The following is a 13461-nucleotide window of genomic DNA, read 5'->3' on the forward strand; positions in this document are numbered from 1 at the left end:
GACACTGCCGTCACAGCTCCTGCGCGAAGCGCTCCGTGGCCTTCAGGAGCTCGTCCAGGATTCCCGGCTCGGCAAAGGCATGGCCGGCGCCTTCGACCATCCGGTAGTCGGCGCGGTCCCAGGCCTGCGCCAGTTGCCATGAGGTGATCGCCGGCGTGACGACGTCGTAGCGTCCCTGCACGATGACGCCCGGAATGTCGGCCAGCCGCCCGGCGTCGCGGATCAGCTGCCCCTCCTCCAGCCACAGGTCGTGATAGAAGAAATGGTTCTCCAGCCGGGCGAAGGCGATGGTCGCGTCCGAGACGCTGCCATTGGTCGCCGGCCCGCCGTTGGACTCCGTCCGCAACATGACCGTCGCCGATTCCCAGCCCGTCCAGGCGCGGGCCGCCTCGGCGCGCACGGCCCGGTCGGGGTCGGTCAGCCGCTTGCGATAGGCCGCGATGATGTCGTCCTGCTCCGCCGCCGGGATCGGCCCCAGCAGATTCTCCCAGCGGTCGGGGAACAGCCGGTTGGCGCCGCCGTCGTAGAACCAGTCGAGTTCGGCCCGCCGGCCGGAAAAGACGCCGCGCAGGATCAGCCCCGAGACGTGCTGCGGATGGGTCTCGGCATAGGCCAGCGCCAGGGTCGCACCCCAAGAGCCGCCGAACATCAGCCAGCGCGGCACGTCGAGCAGCGTGCGCAGGCGCTCCAGATCCTCCACCAGATGCCAGGTGGTGTTCGCCTCCAGCTGACCGAGGGGCGTCGAGCGGCCACAGCCGCGCTGGTCGAAGAGCAGGATGCGGTAGCGTGCCGGGTCGAACAGCCGCCGGTGCTGCGGCGAGGCGCCGCTGCCCGGCCCGCCATGCAGGAACACGACGGGGATTCCATTCGGATTGCCGCAGAGCTCGTAATACAGCTCGTGCCCGTCGCCGACGGGAAGGCGTCCGGTCTCGTAGGGCTCGATGGAAGGATAGGGTTTGCGCGGGGGTTCTCTCATTCCTCGCCTTGTAGGGTGCATGACGCAGTAATGCACCGGCAGGGCTGATGAATTCGTGGCGAGCGGCGACGGATGTCGGGGGAACGCGCCCTCGGCGCCGCACAAGGCCCGGCGCTACGGGCCCAAGAGCCCTGCGTCATGCCGTCTCAGCCGATCCGCGCACCGCTCGACGCCGGCGGATCAAGTCCGCGGATGACGGCACTTAGGTATCGCCGTCACCCGCGCTGCAGCGCCTAGCGCTTCACTTCCCAGGTGGTGACGCGCTCGCCGGTGTCCGGGTCCTTGCCGTCCTTCAGCTGGATGCCCTGCGCCAGCAACTCGTCGCGGATCCGATCGGCCTCGGCGAAGTCTTTCGCACGCAGCAGGTCGAGGCGTTTGTCGATGGCCTCGAGCACGTCGCTTCGAGCTAAGCCGAGGGTTGCGAGTTCCGCGGATTCGACGGCTTCATTCGCCTCCTCAAGCGCCCCGCGTATTCCCGAAGCCTGAGCCGCCCGTCTTTGACGAGCATTATCGAAATCAGAATGGTCGAAGAGGCCTAGAAGGACCAGGGTTGCGGCCACATCGTCGTCGGCGCGATTTAAACGCCGCAGTTCTGCCAATGCGTTAGGCGTATTCAGATCGTCTCGCAACAACGCGACAACGCTTTCGATGGGAGTGCCCACTTCCGGCACCCACCGCTGCGTTATCCGCTTGAAGGATGTCAGGACGGACGCAGCCTCCTCCAGCCGCTTCACCGAAAAGTCGATCGGCTCGCGGTAATGGGTCATCAGCATGGCCAGCCGCAGCACCGCGCCGGGCCATTTGCGCCCGCCGAAGGTTTCAGTGTGCAGGAGGTCGTGGATGGTGACGAAGTTGCCCTCGGACTTCGACATCTTGCGGCCCTCCACCTGGAGGTAGCCATTGTGCATCCAGACCTGCGCCATGGCCTCGGTACCGTGGGCGCAGCGCGACTGTGCGATCTCGTTCTCGTGATGCGGGAAGATCAGGTCCAGCCCGCCGCCATGGATGTCGAAGGTCCGGCCGAGATAGGCCTCGCTCATCGCCGAGCATTCGATGTGCCAGCCGGGGCGGCCCTTGGGCATGCCTGTGCGGCCCGACGCTTCCCAGGCCGCGCGGCCCCAGGGCGCTTCCCAGCCGGGCTGGCCCGCCGAGGACAGCTTCCACAGGACGAAGTCGCCGGGATTGCGCTTGTGGCTGTCGACGGCGATGCGCGCGCCGGCCCGCTGCTCGTCCAGCCGGCGGTTGGAGAGCTTGCCGTAGTCGGGCATCGAGGTGACATCGAACAGCACCTCGCCGCCGGCCTCGTAGGCATGCCCCTTCTCGATCAGCGTGGCGATCATCGTCACCATGTCGTGGCCGTCGCCGCGACCGGTGACGAAGTCGGTGGCGCGCGGCTCGTGGTCCGGCGGCAGGCAGCCCAGCGCCGCGACGTCGGCGTGGAACTGGTCGGTCGTCGTCCTGGTGACCGTGGCGATCGCCGCGTTCAGCGGCAGCTCCGGATAGTCCCGCGCCGCCCGCGCGTTGATCTTGTCCTCGACGTCGGTGATGTTGCGCACATAGGTGACGTGCTCGGCGCCATAGAGATGGCGCAGCAGCCGGTAGAGGACGTCGAAGACGATCACCGGCCGGGCGTTGCCGATATGGGCGTAATCGTAGACGGTCGGGCCGCAGACATACATGCGAACGCGCCGCTCGGCCTCGGCCTTCCCCGGATCCTGCCAGTCCAGCGGCCGGAAATCCTCCTTGGCGCGCTGCATGGTGTTCCAGAGCGTCAGCCCACGATAGCCGTCGTCCATCACTCGTCCCCGGTCGTCTGCGTCGTTGCGAAAGGCACTCGCTACCCCCTATCGGCCCGCCTGACAAATCGGCCCCGGCACGTGGCAGCGGCACCACACGATTCCTGACGTTAGGACATCTTCCTTGATTGCCGCAGGGCTGGGCAATTTTCGTTTGCCGACTACGCCAAAACCGAAACGTTCCGGTCGCCGGGGGTCCGTCCCATGTGACGCGATTGCCACGGTGCGAACCAATCGCCGGGGACCCGACAGCGTTTGCATTTTGCTTTAGCGATGGCCGCTAAACTGTCGCAATCGGGGCCATTGATCGCAGTCCCATCCAGCCAACGAGACAGGCCATGAGCAGCAGCAGCAAGACCATCGAATTTCGCTCCAGGAGCGAGCGCGAGCGCGAGATCCTTCTCGAGCGCAACTATCGCGAGATCGGCAACCGCGCCATCGCGGCCGCCAGCCAGGCCTGCTGCAAGCAGAAGCGGATCGAGGTGCGCACCGACAATCGTGCGCCCCACGACCTGACGGCCGCTCACTGAGCGATCGGCGCGGACCTTACAGGTCCACGCTCATCAGCAAGGTGATGGACAGGAGCGCCATCACCGCCGCGATCAGACCATCCAGGACCCGCCACGCGGCGGGTCTGACAAACACCGGCGCGAGCAGCCGCGCGCCGTAGCCCAGTGTCGCGAACCAGACCGCCGAGGCGAGCATCGCCCCACCGGCATAGGCCGTGCGTTCGGCCGCCTGCTCGTAGCGGGCCGACAGGCTGCCCAGAAGCACCACCGTGTCCAGATAGACATGCGGATTGAGGAAGGTCAGGCCGAGCACGACGCCGACCGCCGCGCGCCGGCTCATGCTGCGCCCGCCGCGCACCGCCATCGCATCGGGGTGCAGCGTCCGCCGCAGGGCAAGCGCCGCATACACGGCCAGGAAGGCCGCCCCGCCCAGCGTCACCAGCCGCACCAAGTCCGGCGCGCCGGTGATCAGCGTGCCGAGCCCCGCGACGCCGGCGGCGATCAGGGCCGCATCCGCCAGCGCGCACACCAGCACCACCGCCAGCACGTGATTGCGCACCAGCCCGCGCTCTAGCACGAAGGCGTTCTGCGCCCCGATCGCCACGATCAGGCCGAGGCCCAGGGCAAAACCCCGCCCGCCGGCGGCGATCAGCTCCATCGGATGCGCGTCTCCCGTTCCGGCCGCAATCGCCTCAATGGGCGGCGATGAAGGCCGTCAGGATCTCGCGCGCCGCGACGAGGTCGCGCTTGTCGATCATCTCCGCGACGGTGTGGATGTAGCGGGTGCCGACGGCGATGCCGACCGCCCGGGCCCCGGCTGCGGACTGCTGCACCGCGGCGCCGTCCTGCCCGCCCCGGGCCAAGATGGTGCGCTGGAAGGCGATGTCCTTGGACCGGGCCAGCGCTTCGATCTCACGCACCAGATCGATGTCGGCGATGAAGGAGCCATCCTTCAGGTGCAGGCCGAAGCCCTTTCCCTGAACCGTGGTGCGGTCCTTTTCGGGCACGCCCGGCGTGTCGCAGGCCAGCGTCGTGTCGACGCCGATCCCGATGTCCGGCTGCACGCCGAAGGCCGCCGTCTTGGCGCCGCGCAGGCCGACCTCTTCCTGGGCCGTGAAGGCCACCGTCAGTTCGCAATCGTGGGTCTCGCCGGCCTTGACCAGCTTGCGCACCGCTTCCAGGCCGAGCCAGCAGGCGATGCGGTTGTCGAGCGCCTTGGAGACGATCTTCTCGCCCATCTCCTCGAAGGGCTCGTTCATCACCACGAAATCGCCGATCTGGACCATGTCCTTGGCGGCGGCGCCATGGCCGATGTCGACGAAGAACTCGTTCGGCTCCGGCATCTTCTTGCGCTCTACGGGCGACTGGATGTGGATCGGCTTCCCCTCGGCGTTCATCACGCCCTTGTGGTCGCCATTGTCGGTGCAGACCAGGACGCGGCGCGAGAACAAATTGCGCGGGTCGAACCCGCCGACCGGATCGATGTGGATGAAGCCCTTGTCGGTGACGTGGCTGACCAGGAAGCCGATCTCGTCCATATGGCAGAGGAGCATCACCTTCTGCGGGTTCTCGCCCTTGCCCTTGCGGGTGCAGATCAGCGAGCCAAGCGTGTCGACGCGGATCTCGTCGAAGAGCCCCTCGGCTTCTTGGATGATGAGGTCGCGCACGCGGTGTTCGCGTCCCGGCACGCCGGGGGTTTCGCACAGGCGTTTCAGAAGATCGGTGTTCACGGGGCTATCGTCCTGTTTGATAGATCAGAAGAGCGAGGGCTGGACCGGGCCGGCCGGATCGCCGGCATCCTCGGCGGGTTCGGGTTCCACCGGAAACTGGAGATCGGGGCCGGTATTGGCAACCTTGTTGACCTTGTCCGACACGCGCACCGGTTCGAAGAAATTATCGTTGGCACCGGTCAGGATGTCGGCAACCGAGGCCGGATCGTTCGTCCGGCAGTCCAGCCACCGCTCATGGTCGCGCGGCGCGACGACCACCGGCATCCGGTCATGGATCGGCGCGAGGCTCCGGTTGGCCGCCGTCGTCACGATGGTCGCCGTGTCGATCTCGCTGCCGTCCGGTCCCAGATAGGTCTCCATCAGCCCGGCAAAGGCGAAGGGCCGGCCGTCGGCGGGACGCAGGAAATACGGCTCGGACTTCGCCTTGCCCAGCCGCCGCCACTCGTAGAAGCCGGTCGCCGGCACCAGGCAACGCCGGTAGCGCATGGCGCCGCGAAACGCGTTCTTCTCGGCCACAGTCTCGGCGCGGGCATTGATCAGCAGCGGAAACCGCTTCACGTCCTTGACCCAGGAGGGGATCAGGCCCCATCGCACGATCAGGGCCGCGCGGTTCGGCAGATTGGCGCCCGGCCGTTCCGGCTGGCCGCCGATGACGATCGGGATCGGCTGGGTCGGTGCAATGTTGTAGCGTGGCGGAAACGGGTCGAGCTCCGCCAGTGCCAGCAGCGCGGCGATCTCGTCCGGGGGCGCCGTCAGGGTGAAACGTCCGCACATGGCCGTTCTTGAGCCGCAGAGCCGGCGTTCTGTCAAGCAAACTCGGCCGGTGGGCGACCTCCGGCCAGGGAGAAACAGCCGCATGAGCGATGACGCCCCCGGCCCGCTCTTCGCCGTATCCTGCACGATGGTTCGCGGCGACCGGCTGCTGCTGGTCGAACGCGGCCGCGCGCCCTTTGCCGGCCTGCTCAGCCTGCCGGGCGGCAAGGTGCGCTTCGGCGAGCCGGTCGCCGATGCGGCGCGGCGCGAACTGGCCGAGGAGACAGGTGCGTCGGCGGGCGACCTCGCCTTCGTCACCCTGCACGAGGCGATCGACGCGCAGTTCCATGCGGTGATCGCCGTCTTCGGCGGTCGGCTCGGCGCCGATGCCACGCTGGCGGCGGCGGACGACGCGGCGGCGCTCCACTGGCTGACGATGCAGGAGCTCCGGGCCGCCGACGCCGCGGGCCGCACGACGCCCGGTCTTTACGCTGTCGCGACGAAGGTCCTCACCACGCTGGCGGAAAGCTGACAGACCGGATGGACGCCGTTCGGCGCGATTTCTGTTGCGCGAATGGCGCAGATGCGGGAGATAAGCGGTTCTGCGCCGGACCGATCGTTGCAATTGTCTTAACGAAGGACGAAACATCGGCCATGCGTCGAATGAAGACAGCGGCGATGGCCGTCATGGTGGTGTGCCTCGCCGGCTTTGTGGCGGTCGATCACCGGGGCTTTGCCCAGGAGAGCGCGCCGGAGGAGGCCGCGCCCGAAGCCCCGCTTGCCGTGCGCAGCGAAGCGCCGTTCATGAAGCCGCTGGGCCGCCTCGCGTCGATCCTGGGCTCCGTGCACTTCCTGCGAACCCTGTGCGGCGACGAGGACGGCGCCGTCTGGCGCGTCAAGATGGAAGAATTGCTGGCGGCGCAGGCGCCCGGAGAGGCCGACCGCCGCTATCTGGTCGGCAGCTTCAACAGTGGCTACCGGGCGTTCGAATCGACCTACAGGGAATGCACCCCCGCCGCGCGGGTCGCGGTGAACCGCTATCAGGGCGAAGGGGTGACTCTGGCGCGGGAAATCAGCGCCAGATACGGAAATTAACCGATGATTAACGGTTCGGAAAAACCGCGGCCCAGTCCGCGCCCGGATCGTGCTAGGACCTTAACGGGACGTGAAGCTGAATGGCTGGAATTGAGGGAATCGGAATGATCGATTTGCAGAGCGCCGAACTGGACGAGATGATCCAGGCCGAAAAGAAGCAAGTCGCATTCGAGTATCACAACGAGGCCTGGGCCGACGGCATCTCCGACGGCATCGAGGCAGAGATCCTCGCCGAGACGGCCATTGCGACCGCCCTGACCGAGCTGGTGCGCCGGCATGGCGAGGACGACGTCCTGGAGATGGTCGAAACCCTGCGCCAGCGGATCGAATTTGGCGAGTTCCGCCCGGACCGGATCCTGCAGTAGCGCGTCCGCCCCCTCTGCGGCCTGACCCGTCGGCCGCATCCGCCCGTCCAACGCATCGGAGGTCCGTCGTGCCGACGCGCCTGACCCATGCCCTCGGCCTTGCCGCTTTCGCGCTCATCTGGCTCGGCGCGGACGGCGCCCTGGCGTTTTCCCAGATCGATTCCGTCGAGGGCCGCTCCGACTCGCGCGAGGGCATCATCGCCGTCCCGCTGCCGCCCCTGCCGGAAGTGCCGGGCAACCGGAACGACGACGCGCGGCCGCATCTGCCTGGCGAAGGCACCGATGCCGGCGAGGTGCCGATGTCGCCGGAAGACGAGGCCGAGGGCGAACCGACGGACGCGCCCGCCGCGTCCCCGGACGAACGCGATGGCGACTCGCCGCCGGATGCCGTCTCCCCGCAGGATCCGCCCGGCGAGCCCGCCGGCTGGACACCGCGAGACCCGAACCGCCCGCACCCCGAAGGCCCGGCCAGCCACTACCGTCCGGCCGAGATCCCGGCCACCGCCCTGCCCTCCGAGATCGCCTATGGCGATTCCGGCCTGCCGCGCCCGGTCCGCGATCTGCGCGCCCGGCTCATCGCCATCGCCCGAAGCGGCGAGATCGAGAAGCTGGCGCCCTATATCGAGAGCGGCGCCGACGGCACGGTCCTGTCATTTGGCAATGCCGGCGACGACCCCATCGCCTTCCTGAAATCGGCATCCGGCGACGACGAGGGCATCGAGATTCTGGCGATCCTGCTCGAAGTGCTCCAGTCCGGCCATGCGCGGGTCGAGCCGGGCACCGAGGACGAGATCTTCGTCTGGCCGTACTTCACCCAGCGGCCGATCGATTCCCTGACCAAGCCGCAGCTGGTGGAATTGTTCGAGCTGGTGACCGCCGGCGACTACAAGGCCATGCGCGAGTTCGGCGCCTACAATTTCTACCGGGTCGGCATCTCGCCCGACGGTCGGCTGGAATTCTTCGTCGCCGGCGACTGAGCCGGCTTCCGACCCCTGCCTATCCGGTCGCTTCGGCCTTCAACCGCGCGATCTGCGCGGCGGTGTCCTGCGCGCCCATCGCTTTTGCCGCGCCGAGGGCATCCATCCCGTCCACGGCCCGGGCGTTCAAATCGGCGCCGCGCGCCAGGAACGTCTCCACCATCGCAGTGCGGTTGAACATCGCCGCCATCATCAGCGGCGTGCGCCCGTCCGGTCCCGTCCCGTCGACGGACGCGCCATGGTCGAGCAGCAGCTGCGCGATCCCGGTCTCGCCCTTGAAGGCGGCCCCGGCCAGCGGCGTCTGCCCACGGTCGTTGGTAAGCGAGGGATCGGCGCCGCGCGTCAGCAGCAATTGCGTCAGCTCCACATGGCCGTGATAGCTCGCCAGCATCAGCAGGCTGTCGCCCTTGTCGTTGCGCAGGTTCGGCGGCAACCCCTTGTCGAGGAAATCCGCCATGGCGACGGCATCGCCGCGGCGCGCCGCCTCGAAGACCATGGCCGCGAGCGCCAGCGTCTCCTCGTCGAATTCCGGGGCCGGACCGTTCGCCTCGTCCTGCATGGTCGTCTCCTCGATTGCTTGCATGGGCACCATGCCGACTTAAGCAGTCTGCCGCCGATGCCAAGGCGTGCGCCGGGCCGCAGCCCGGGTCAGGCGCGCGGCGCCAGCGTCTCGACGAATTCCGCCGGCTCGCCCGTCGAAGGTGCCACGAGGTCGCCCTCCCACATGGCGCGCCGGCCGCGCACCATCGTGCCCACCGGCCAGCCGGTCACGGCCTTGCCGTCATAGGGCGTCCATTGCGAGCGCGAGCCGATCCAGGAATCTGTGATCGTCTGCTGGCGCTTCAGGTCGACGATGGTGAAGTCTGCGTCGTAGCCGAGCGCGATGCGCCCCTTGCGCGACAGGCCGAAGATCCGCTGCGGGCCGGCCGAGGTCAGGTCGACGAACCGGGCCAGGCTCAGCCGCCCGTTGGCGACATGGTCCAGCATGATCGGCACGAGGGTCTGGACGCCGGTCATGCCCGAGGGCGATTTCGGATAGACCGCAGCCTTCTCCTCCAGCGTATGCGGCGCATGGTCGGAGCCGAGCACGTCGATGACGCCCGCCGCGATTCCCTGCCAGATGCCGTCGCGATGCCTGCTCTCGCGCACCGGCGGATTCATCTGCAGCTTGGTGCCCAGCCGGGCATAGTCGTCGGCGGTCATGGTCAGATGATGCGGCGTCGCCTCGCAGGTGGCGTTGCGCTTGTGCGCGCCGAGATAGGCGATCTCCTCCGCCGTCGAGATGTGCAGGACGTGGATGCGCGCACCGACCGCCTCGGCGATGCCGACCAGCCGCTCGGTGCATTGCAGCGCCGCCACCGTGTCGCGCCAGACCGGATGCGAGGCGGGATCGCCCTCGACCCTGAGCCCAGCGCGCTCGCGCAGCCGGAACTCGTCCTCGGAATGGAAGGCCGTGCGGCGGCGGGTGCGGCGCAGGATCTCGCGCACGCCCTCGTCGTCCTCCACCAGCAGCGAGCCCGTCGACGAGCCCATGAACACCTTGATGCCGGCCGCGCCGGGCAGGCGCTCCAGTTCGGCGACGTCGACGGCGTTCTCGCGGGTGCCGCCCACCCAGAAGGCGAAGTCGCAATGCATCCGGTGACGGCCGCTCGCCACCTTCTCGGCCAGCGCCCCCTCGCTGATGGTCAGCGGATTGGTGTTGGGCATCTCGAAGACACAGGTGACGCCGCCCAGGACCGCGGCGCGCGAGCCGGTCTCCAGATCCTCCTTGTGGGTGGCGCCGGGCTCGCGGAAATGCACCTGGCTGTCGATAACGCCGGGCAGGACGTGCAGGCCGGTGCAGTCGACCGTCTCGCCCGCCGAGGCGGCGTCCAGCGTGCCGATCGCGGCGATGCGCCCGTCGCGAATGCCGACGTCGCGCTGGCCGGCCCCGTCCTGGTTCACCACGATGCCGCCCTTCAGGATCGTTTCGAAGGTCGCGGCGTTGCTGGCGGTCGTTCCCATGGCGTCGTTCCGTGCTTGTCCCTCTGGTGTGCCCGGCTTACGTAAACGGGCAGGATCACACAAGCGAGCCGTCCATGCCTTATGTCCGCCTGCCGGAGCGCAGCCTGCTTACCGTCACCGGGGAGCCTGCCCTTCATTTTCTGCAGAATCTGGTCACCGCCGACCTCGACCATCTCGGCGACGGCGAGATGCGCCCCTGCGCGCTGCTGACGCCCCAGGGCAAGATCCTGTTCGAATTCCTGATCGGCCGACAGGCGGACGGGTTTCGCCTCGACGCAGCGGCGGCGGCGGCGAACGACCTGAAGAAGCGGCTGACGCTCTACAAGCTGCGCACCAAGGTCGGCATCGATGCGCTGGATCTGCCCGTCCTGGCGGTATGGGAAGCGCCCGGCCTCGCCGCGCCCGAGCTTTACGCCGATCGGCGTTTTCCCCAAGGCGAGATGGCCCGGCTGTACGGCACTGCGCCGGACGGGATTGCCGAAGCGTCGGCCGACGACTATCGCATCCGCCGCATCCGCGCCGGCATCGCCGAGGCCGAGACCGACTATCCCGGCTCCGACGTCTTTCCCCATGACGTGCTGTTCGACCAGAATGGCGGCGTCTCCTTCCACAAGGGGTGCTTCGTCGGCCAGGAGGTCGTCTCGCGCATGCAGCATCGCGGCACGGCACGGCGGCGGCTGATGCTGCTCTCCGGCGAACGGCATCTGACGCGCGGCGCCAATATCGAGGCCGGCGGCAAGACCATCGGTACCGTGCTGGCAACACAGGACACCGAGGGCTTCGGCTTCATGCGCATCGACCGGCTGGCGGCGTCCCTGTCGCGGGGAGAAGACCTGTCGGCGGACGGCGTGCCGGTGACTGCGACCATCCCGCCCTGGGCCGGCTTCGCCCTGCCCGACCCTGCCAATGCCGACCCTGCGGGTACAGACCCGGCGGGAAGCGAGGCATGAGCCGCACCGATTCCAGGCCGCAGCGCGTGTGGCAGCGAATGCTGTCAGGCCGGCGCCTCGACCTTCTCGATCCCTCTCCCCTCGACATAGAGATCGAGGACGTCGCCCATGGCCTGGCGCGCGTGGCCCGCTGGAACGGCCAGACCCGCGGCGATCACGCCTTTTCCGTCGCCCAGCATTCGCTGATCGTGGAGGCGATCGTCGCGCGCCGCGAGCCCGATCCGCGCTGGCGGCTGGCCGCGCTGCTGCATGATGGCCCCGAATACGTCATCGGCGACATGATCTCGCCCTTCAAGAGCGTCATGGGCGGCGACTACAGGCAGGTCGAGAAGCGGCTGCAGGCGGCGCTGCATCTGCGCTTTTCCCTGCCGGCGACCCTGCCCCCGGCGGTCGAGAAGGCGATCAAGGCCGCCGACCGGCTGTCCGCCTATCACGAGGCGACGCTGCTGGCGGGCTTCGACGAGCGTGAGGCGGCCCAGTTCTTCGGCCGACCCGGCCCGGTCCTGCTGGAAGCGGCCGATTTTACGCCGGTGCCGACCGCGGCCACGGAAGCAGCGTTCCTAGCCCGCTTCGCCGCACTGGACGCCGCGCTCGCCGCCCATGCGGGCGCAGATGGCGCGCTGTCGGCCAAAGCGTCGCGCCAGGGGTGACAATCGCGCCCGCCGGCGCGATATGTGAAGCCATGTCCTATCTCGTCGTCTCGTCCCTCGCCGATCTCCACATGACCGTCGCCGATCACGGCGCGCTCGACCTGGTCACGCTGATCAATGCCGATACGCAGGTGCCGCGCCCGCCGTCCATCGCGGAAGCGCGCCACCTTTTCCTCGGCTTCAACGACATCGTCGAGGAGATCGACGGGATGACCGCCCCGGCGGTCCACCATGTCGACCAACTGCTGGAATTCGGCACCCGCTGGAACCACGAAAAGCCCCTCGCGATCCACTGCTTTGCCGGCATCAGCCGCTCCACCGCCGCCGCCTACATCACCGCCATGGCGATCAATCCCGATCTCGACGAAAAGGCCCTGGCCGAGGAACTGCGCCGCCGCGCCCCCTCCGCGACGCCCAACGCCCGCCTCGTCGCCTTCGCCGACGACCGCCTCGGCCGCAATGGCCGCATGGTCGACGCCATCCGCTCCATCGGCCGCGGCGCGGATGCGTTTTCCGGCACGCCGTTCGTGTTGCCGCTGACGCTGTAAGCCGCGAATAGCCCAAGCTCTATTCGACCCTCGTGTGGGCAGTCCTGCTGGCGCTGGTCGTTGCCGGCTAGATCCGGCGGGCAGGCGCACCGGCCGTCGCCGCCGTGGGCTGAAAGATCGCCACGGGTTTGCTGGATCGGTCACCACCTTGCGATTATCTCGAAGTTGCCGCTTGCTTTCCCGACACCGGCTCGACTGAATTGTGGAGCGATCGGCCCAGCAGCCGCATCACCTTCGCTGCCCCCCGATCGTACAGGTGATATGAGCGGCGAACACGTGGGGTTCCGGCACCAGAGTGGGTTCCCGTATGCGGCCCCGGCACCCGCGAAGACTGGCGTTATCGCGTGCTCCCCGACGGTTTGCAGCCGTCCGGTCTCGGTCGCCTTCAGGCGTCAAATGCTGAGCGGCGAGAGCGCAGTCACGACGGTGTCGTCCGCCTCCTGCCGCCGCCGCCGCTCGGACATCGCGGCGAGAAGACTAAGCGGCTCCCCGCGGGCCAGCTTCCCCCGCATCGACGGTCCGATCTGGACTGCCCCCAGCGATGCAGGGTCGGGCAAAGCCACCGGCGCCGCCTGCCAACCGCGCGATGTCCGTCCGTACGCGCTTTGAGAGTCGGTAGAGCGGTGCCCCATGCTCGCAGCTACTGTCAGGGCGACATCGATAATCGCCCGATCGTCCGGTGGCCCATCGAGGTCCGCAAAGCCGGCGCGTGTCATGTTCGCTCGGGCCTGATGCCGCGTCGTTCGGAGCACAACGCGCGAGCACGAGTCCCGTATACTGCGAAGCGCTCGAGCAAGGCGAGCGACCACGGGGACGCTGTTTCCGCCCGCAGCGTCGACGTCGTCGCGGAGCGTCGCAAGAACTGCACCGATGCGCCCCAACTCGTCCGCGCTCCGAAAGCAGTTCGGAAGCTGGAGCACGTTCGTCGCACCAGTCCCCCGGCCGTTGTGGTCGGAGAATTTCGCGCAGCGGACGAGAAGTGCGGTACCGCACAGCGGTCGTGGTCGAGTAGCTCGGCTATTCGGCTTCGCCCTCACAGATCCGGGCATGCGGCTTTCCCGCACCCGGCTCTTCCCGGAAGTTACCCGCATGGTACCCTTCGTGGCGT

Annotated in this window: 15 protein-coding genes; 8 read left to right on the plus strand and 7 right to left on the minus strand. The window is 68.1% G+C overall.

Features of this window, described 5'->3' with window-relative positions; all coding sequences use genetic code 11:
- Window positions 1-10: 10 nt before the first annotated feature.
- Together pip and cysS are read right to left on the minus strand one after the other, a co-directional pair.
- Entirely contained in the window at window positions 11-976 is a 966-nt protein-coding gene (gene pip, locus VQ042_RS04670) for a prolyl aminopeptidase (protein ID WP_331816066.1), read from the minus strand.
- A gap of 233 nt (window positions 977-1209) precedes the next feature.
- Window positions 1210-2772, minus strand: a complete 1563-nt coding sequence (cysS, locus tag VQ042_RS04675; RefSeq protein WP_331816068.1) for a cysteine--tRNA ligase — start codon at window positions 2770-2772, stop codon at window positions 1210-1212.
- A 338-nt stretch (window positions 2773-3110) separates the two neighbouring features.
- Here cysS and VQ042_RS04680 point away from each other — a divergent pair, with 338 nt between their 5' ends.
- Window positions 3111-3302 carry a hypothetical protein gene (locus VQ042_RS04680; protein WP_331816070.1) on the plus strand — a complete coding sequence of 64 codons (192 nt, stop codon included), beginning with the start codon at window positions 3111-3113 and terminating at the stop codon, window positions 3300-3302.
- A gap of 16 nt (window positions 3303-3318) precedes the next feature.
- On the opposite strand, the gene VQ042_RS04685 is transcribed toward VQ042_RS04680, so the two are convergent.
- The 3 genes from VQ042_RS04685 to VQ042_RS04695 are packed head-to-tail and all read right to left on the minus strand — an operon-like array spanning window position 3319 to window position 5785.
- Window positions 3319-3933, minus strand: coding sequence for a LysE/ArgO family amino acid transporter (locus tag VQ042_RS04685; RefSeq protein ID WP_442880031.1), 615 nt, complete (start codon window positions 3931-3933; stop codon window positions 3319-3321).
- 40 nt (window positions 3934-3973) lie between these two features.
- A complete protein-coding gene (locus tag VQ042_RS04690) occupies window positions 3974-5011 on the minus strand; it encodes a M42 family metallopeptidase (RefSeq protein WP_331816073.1) in 1038 nt (345 codons plus the stop codon).
- A gap of 24 nt (window positions 5012-5035) precedes the next feature.
- Window positions 5036-5785, minus strand: coding sequence for an SOS response-associated peptidase (locus VQ042_RS04695; RefSeq protein WP_331816075.1), 750 nt, complete (start codon window positions 5783-5785; stop codon window positions 5036-5038).
- Window positions 5786-5867: 82 nt separating this feature from the next.
- Here VQ042_RS04695 and VQ042_RS04700 point away from each other — a divergent pair, with 82 nt between their 5' ends.
- From VQ042_RS04700 to VQ042_RS04715, 4 genes are all read left to right on the plus strand, one after another.
- A complete protein-coding gene (locus VQ042_RS04700; RefSeq protein ID WP_331816077.1) occupies window positions 5868-6296 on the plus strand; it encodes an NUDIX domain-containing protein in 429 nt (142 codons plus the stop codon).
- Window positions 6297-6304: 8 nt separating this feature from the next.
- Window positions 6305-6859 carry a TIGR02301 family protein gene (locus VQ042_RS04705; protein ID WP_331816079.1) on the plus strand — a complete coding sequence of 185 codons (555 nt, stop codon included), beginning with the start codon at window positions 6305-6307 and terminating at the stop codon, window positions 6857-6859.
- Between the two features lie 104 nt (window positions 6860-6963).
- Window positions 6964-7224, plus strand: a complete 261-nt coding sequence (locus tag VQ042_RS04710; RefSeq protein WP_331816081.1) for a hypothetical protein — start codon at window positions 6964-6966, stop codon at window positions 7222-7224.
- 68 nt (window positions 7225-7292) lie between these two features.
- Entirely contained in the window at window positions 7293-8201 is a 909-nt protein-coding gene (locus tag VQ042_RS04715; protein WP_331816083.1) for a hypothetical protein, read from the plus strand.
- 19 nt (window positions 8202-8220) lie between these two features.
- On the opposite strand, the gene VQ042_RS04720 is transcribed toward VQ042_RS04715, so the two are convergent.
- Together VQ042_RS04720 and VQ042_RS04725 are read right to left on the minus strand one after the other, a co-directional pair.
- On the minus strand, window positions 8221-8784 hold the full coding sequence (locus VQ042_RS04720; protein WP_331816084.1) for an ankyrin repeat domain-containing protein: 564 nt from the start codon (window positions 8782-8784) through the stop codon (window positions 8221-8223).
- Window positions 8785-8849: 65 nt separating this feature from the next.
- Complete coding sequence (locus VQ042_RS04725) at window positions 8850-10205, minus strand: dihydroorotase (protein ID WP_331816086.1); 1356 nt, start codon at window positions 10203-10205, stop codon at window positions 8850-8852.
- Between the two features lie 74 nt (window positions 10206-10279).
- On the opposite strand from VQ042_RS04725, the gene ygfZ reads away from it, so the two are divergent.
- From ygfZ to VQ042_RS04740, 3 genes are read left to right on the plus strand one after another with little or no spacing between them, the layout of a single operon-like run.
- On the plus strand, window positions 10280-11155 hold the full coding sequence (ygfZ, locus tag VQ042_RS04730) for a CAF17-like 4Fe-4S cluster assembly/insertion protein YgfZ (protein WP_331816088.1): 876 nt from the start codon (window positions 10280-10282) through the stop codon (window positions 11153-11155).
- On the plus strand, window positions 11152-11805 hold the full coding sequence (locus tag VQ042_RS04735; protein ID WP_331816090.1) for an HD family hydrolase: 654 nt from the start codon (window positions 11152-11154) through the stop codon (window positions 11803-11805). Before ygfZ ends, VQ042_RS04735 begins: the two co-directional genes overlap by 4 nt.
- Before the next feature lie 32 nt (window positions 11806-11837).
- Complete coding sequence (locus VQ042_RS04740) at window positions 11838-12353, plus strand: tyrosine phosphatase family protein (RefSeq protein ID WP_331816092.1); 516 nt, start codon at window positions 11838-11840, stop codon at window positions 12351-12353.
- Window positions 12354-13461 lie beyond the last annotated feature (1108 nt).

Origin of the sequence: Aurantimonas sp. A2-1-M11 (assembly GCF_036549475.1) — a bacterium.
Taxonomy (GTDB): domain Bacteria; phylum Pseudomonadota; class Alphaproteobacteria; order Rhizobiales; family Rhizobiaceae; genus Aurantimonas.

What these genes read in the sequence shown, in the direction of transcription:
- pip (WP_331816066.1), bottom strand. Translation starts at nt 976, where the DNA reads ATGAGAGAACCCCCGCGCAAACCCTATCCTTCCATCGAGCCCTACGAG.
- cysS (WP_331816068.1), bottom strand. Translation starts at nt 2,772, where the DNA reads ATGGACGACGGCTATCGTGGGCTGACGCTCTGGAACACCATGCAGCGC.
- VQ042_RS04680 (WP_331816070.1), top strand. Translation starts at nt 3,111, where the DNA reads ATGAGCAGCAGCAGCAAGACCATCGAATTTCGCTCCAGGAGCGAGCGC.
- VQ042_RS04695 (WP_331816075.1), bottom strand. Translation starts at nt 5,785, where the DNA reads ATGTGCGGACGTTTCACCCTGACGGCGCCCCCGGACGAGATCGCCGCG.
- VQ042_RS04700 (WP_331816077.1), top strand. Translation starts at nt 5,868, where the DNA reads ATGAGCGATGACGCCCCCGGCCCGCTCTTCGCCGTATCCTGCACGATG.
- VQ042_RS04705 (WP_331816079.1), top strand. Translation starts at nt 6,305, where the DNA reads ATGGACGCCGTTCGGCGCGATTTCTGTTGCGCGAATGGCGCAGATGCG.
- VQ042_RS04710 (WP_331816081.1), top strand. Translation starts at nt 6,964, where the DNA reads ATGATCGATTTGCAGAGCGCCGAACTGGACGAGATGATCCAGGCCGAA.
- VQ042_RS04720 (WP_331816084.1), bottom strand. Translation starts at nt 8,784, where the DNA reads ATGCAAGCAATCGAGGAGACGACCATGCAGGACGAGGCGAACGGTCCG.
- VQ042_RS04725 (WP_331816086.1), bottom strand. Translation starts at nt 10,205, where the DNA reads ATGGGAACGACCGCCAGCAACGCCGCGACCTTCGAAACGATCCTGAAG.
- ygfZ (WP_331816088.1), top strand. Translation starts at nt 10,280, where the DNA reads ATGCCTTATGTCCGCCTGCCGGAGCGCAGCCTGCTTACCGTCACCGGG.
- VQ042_RS04735 (WP_331816090.1), top strand. Translation starts at nt 11,152, where the DNA reads ATGAGCCGCACCGATTCCAGGCCGCAGCGCGTGTGGCAGCGAATGCTG.
- VQ042_RS04740 (WP_331816092.1), top strand. Translation starts at nt 11,838, where the DNA reads ATGTCCTATCTCGTCGTCTCGTCCCTCGCCGATCTCCACATGACCGTC.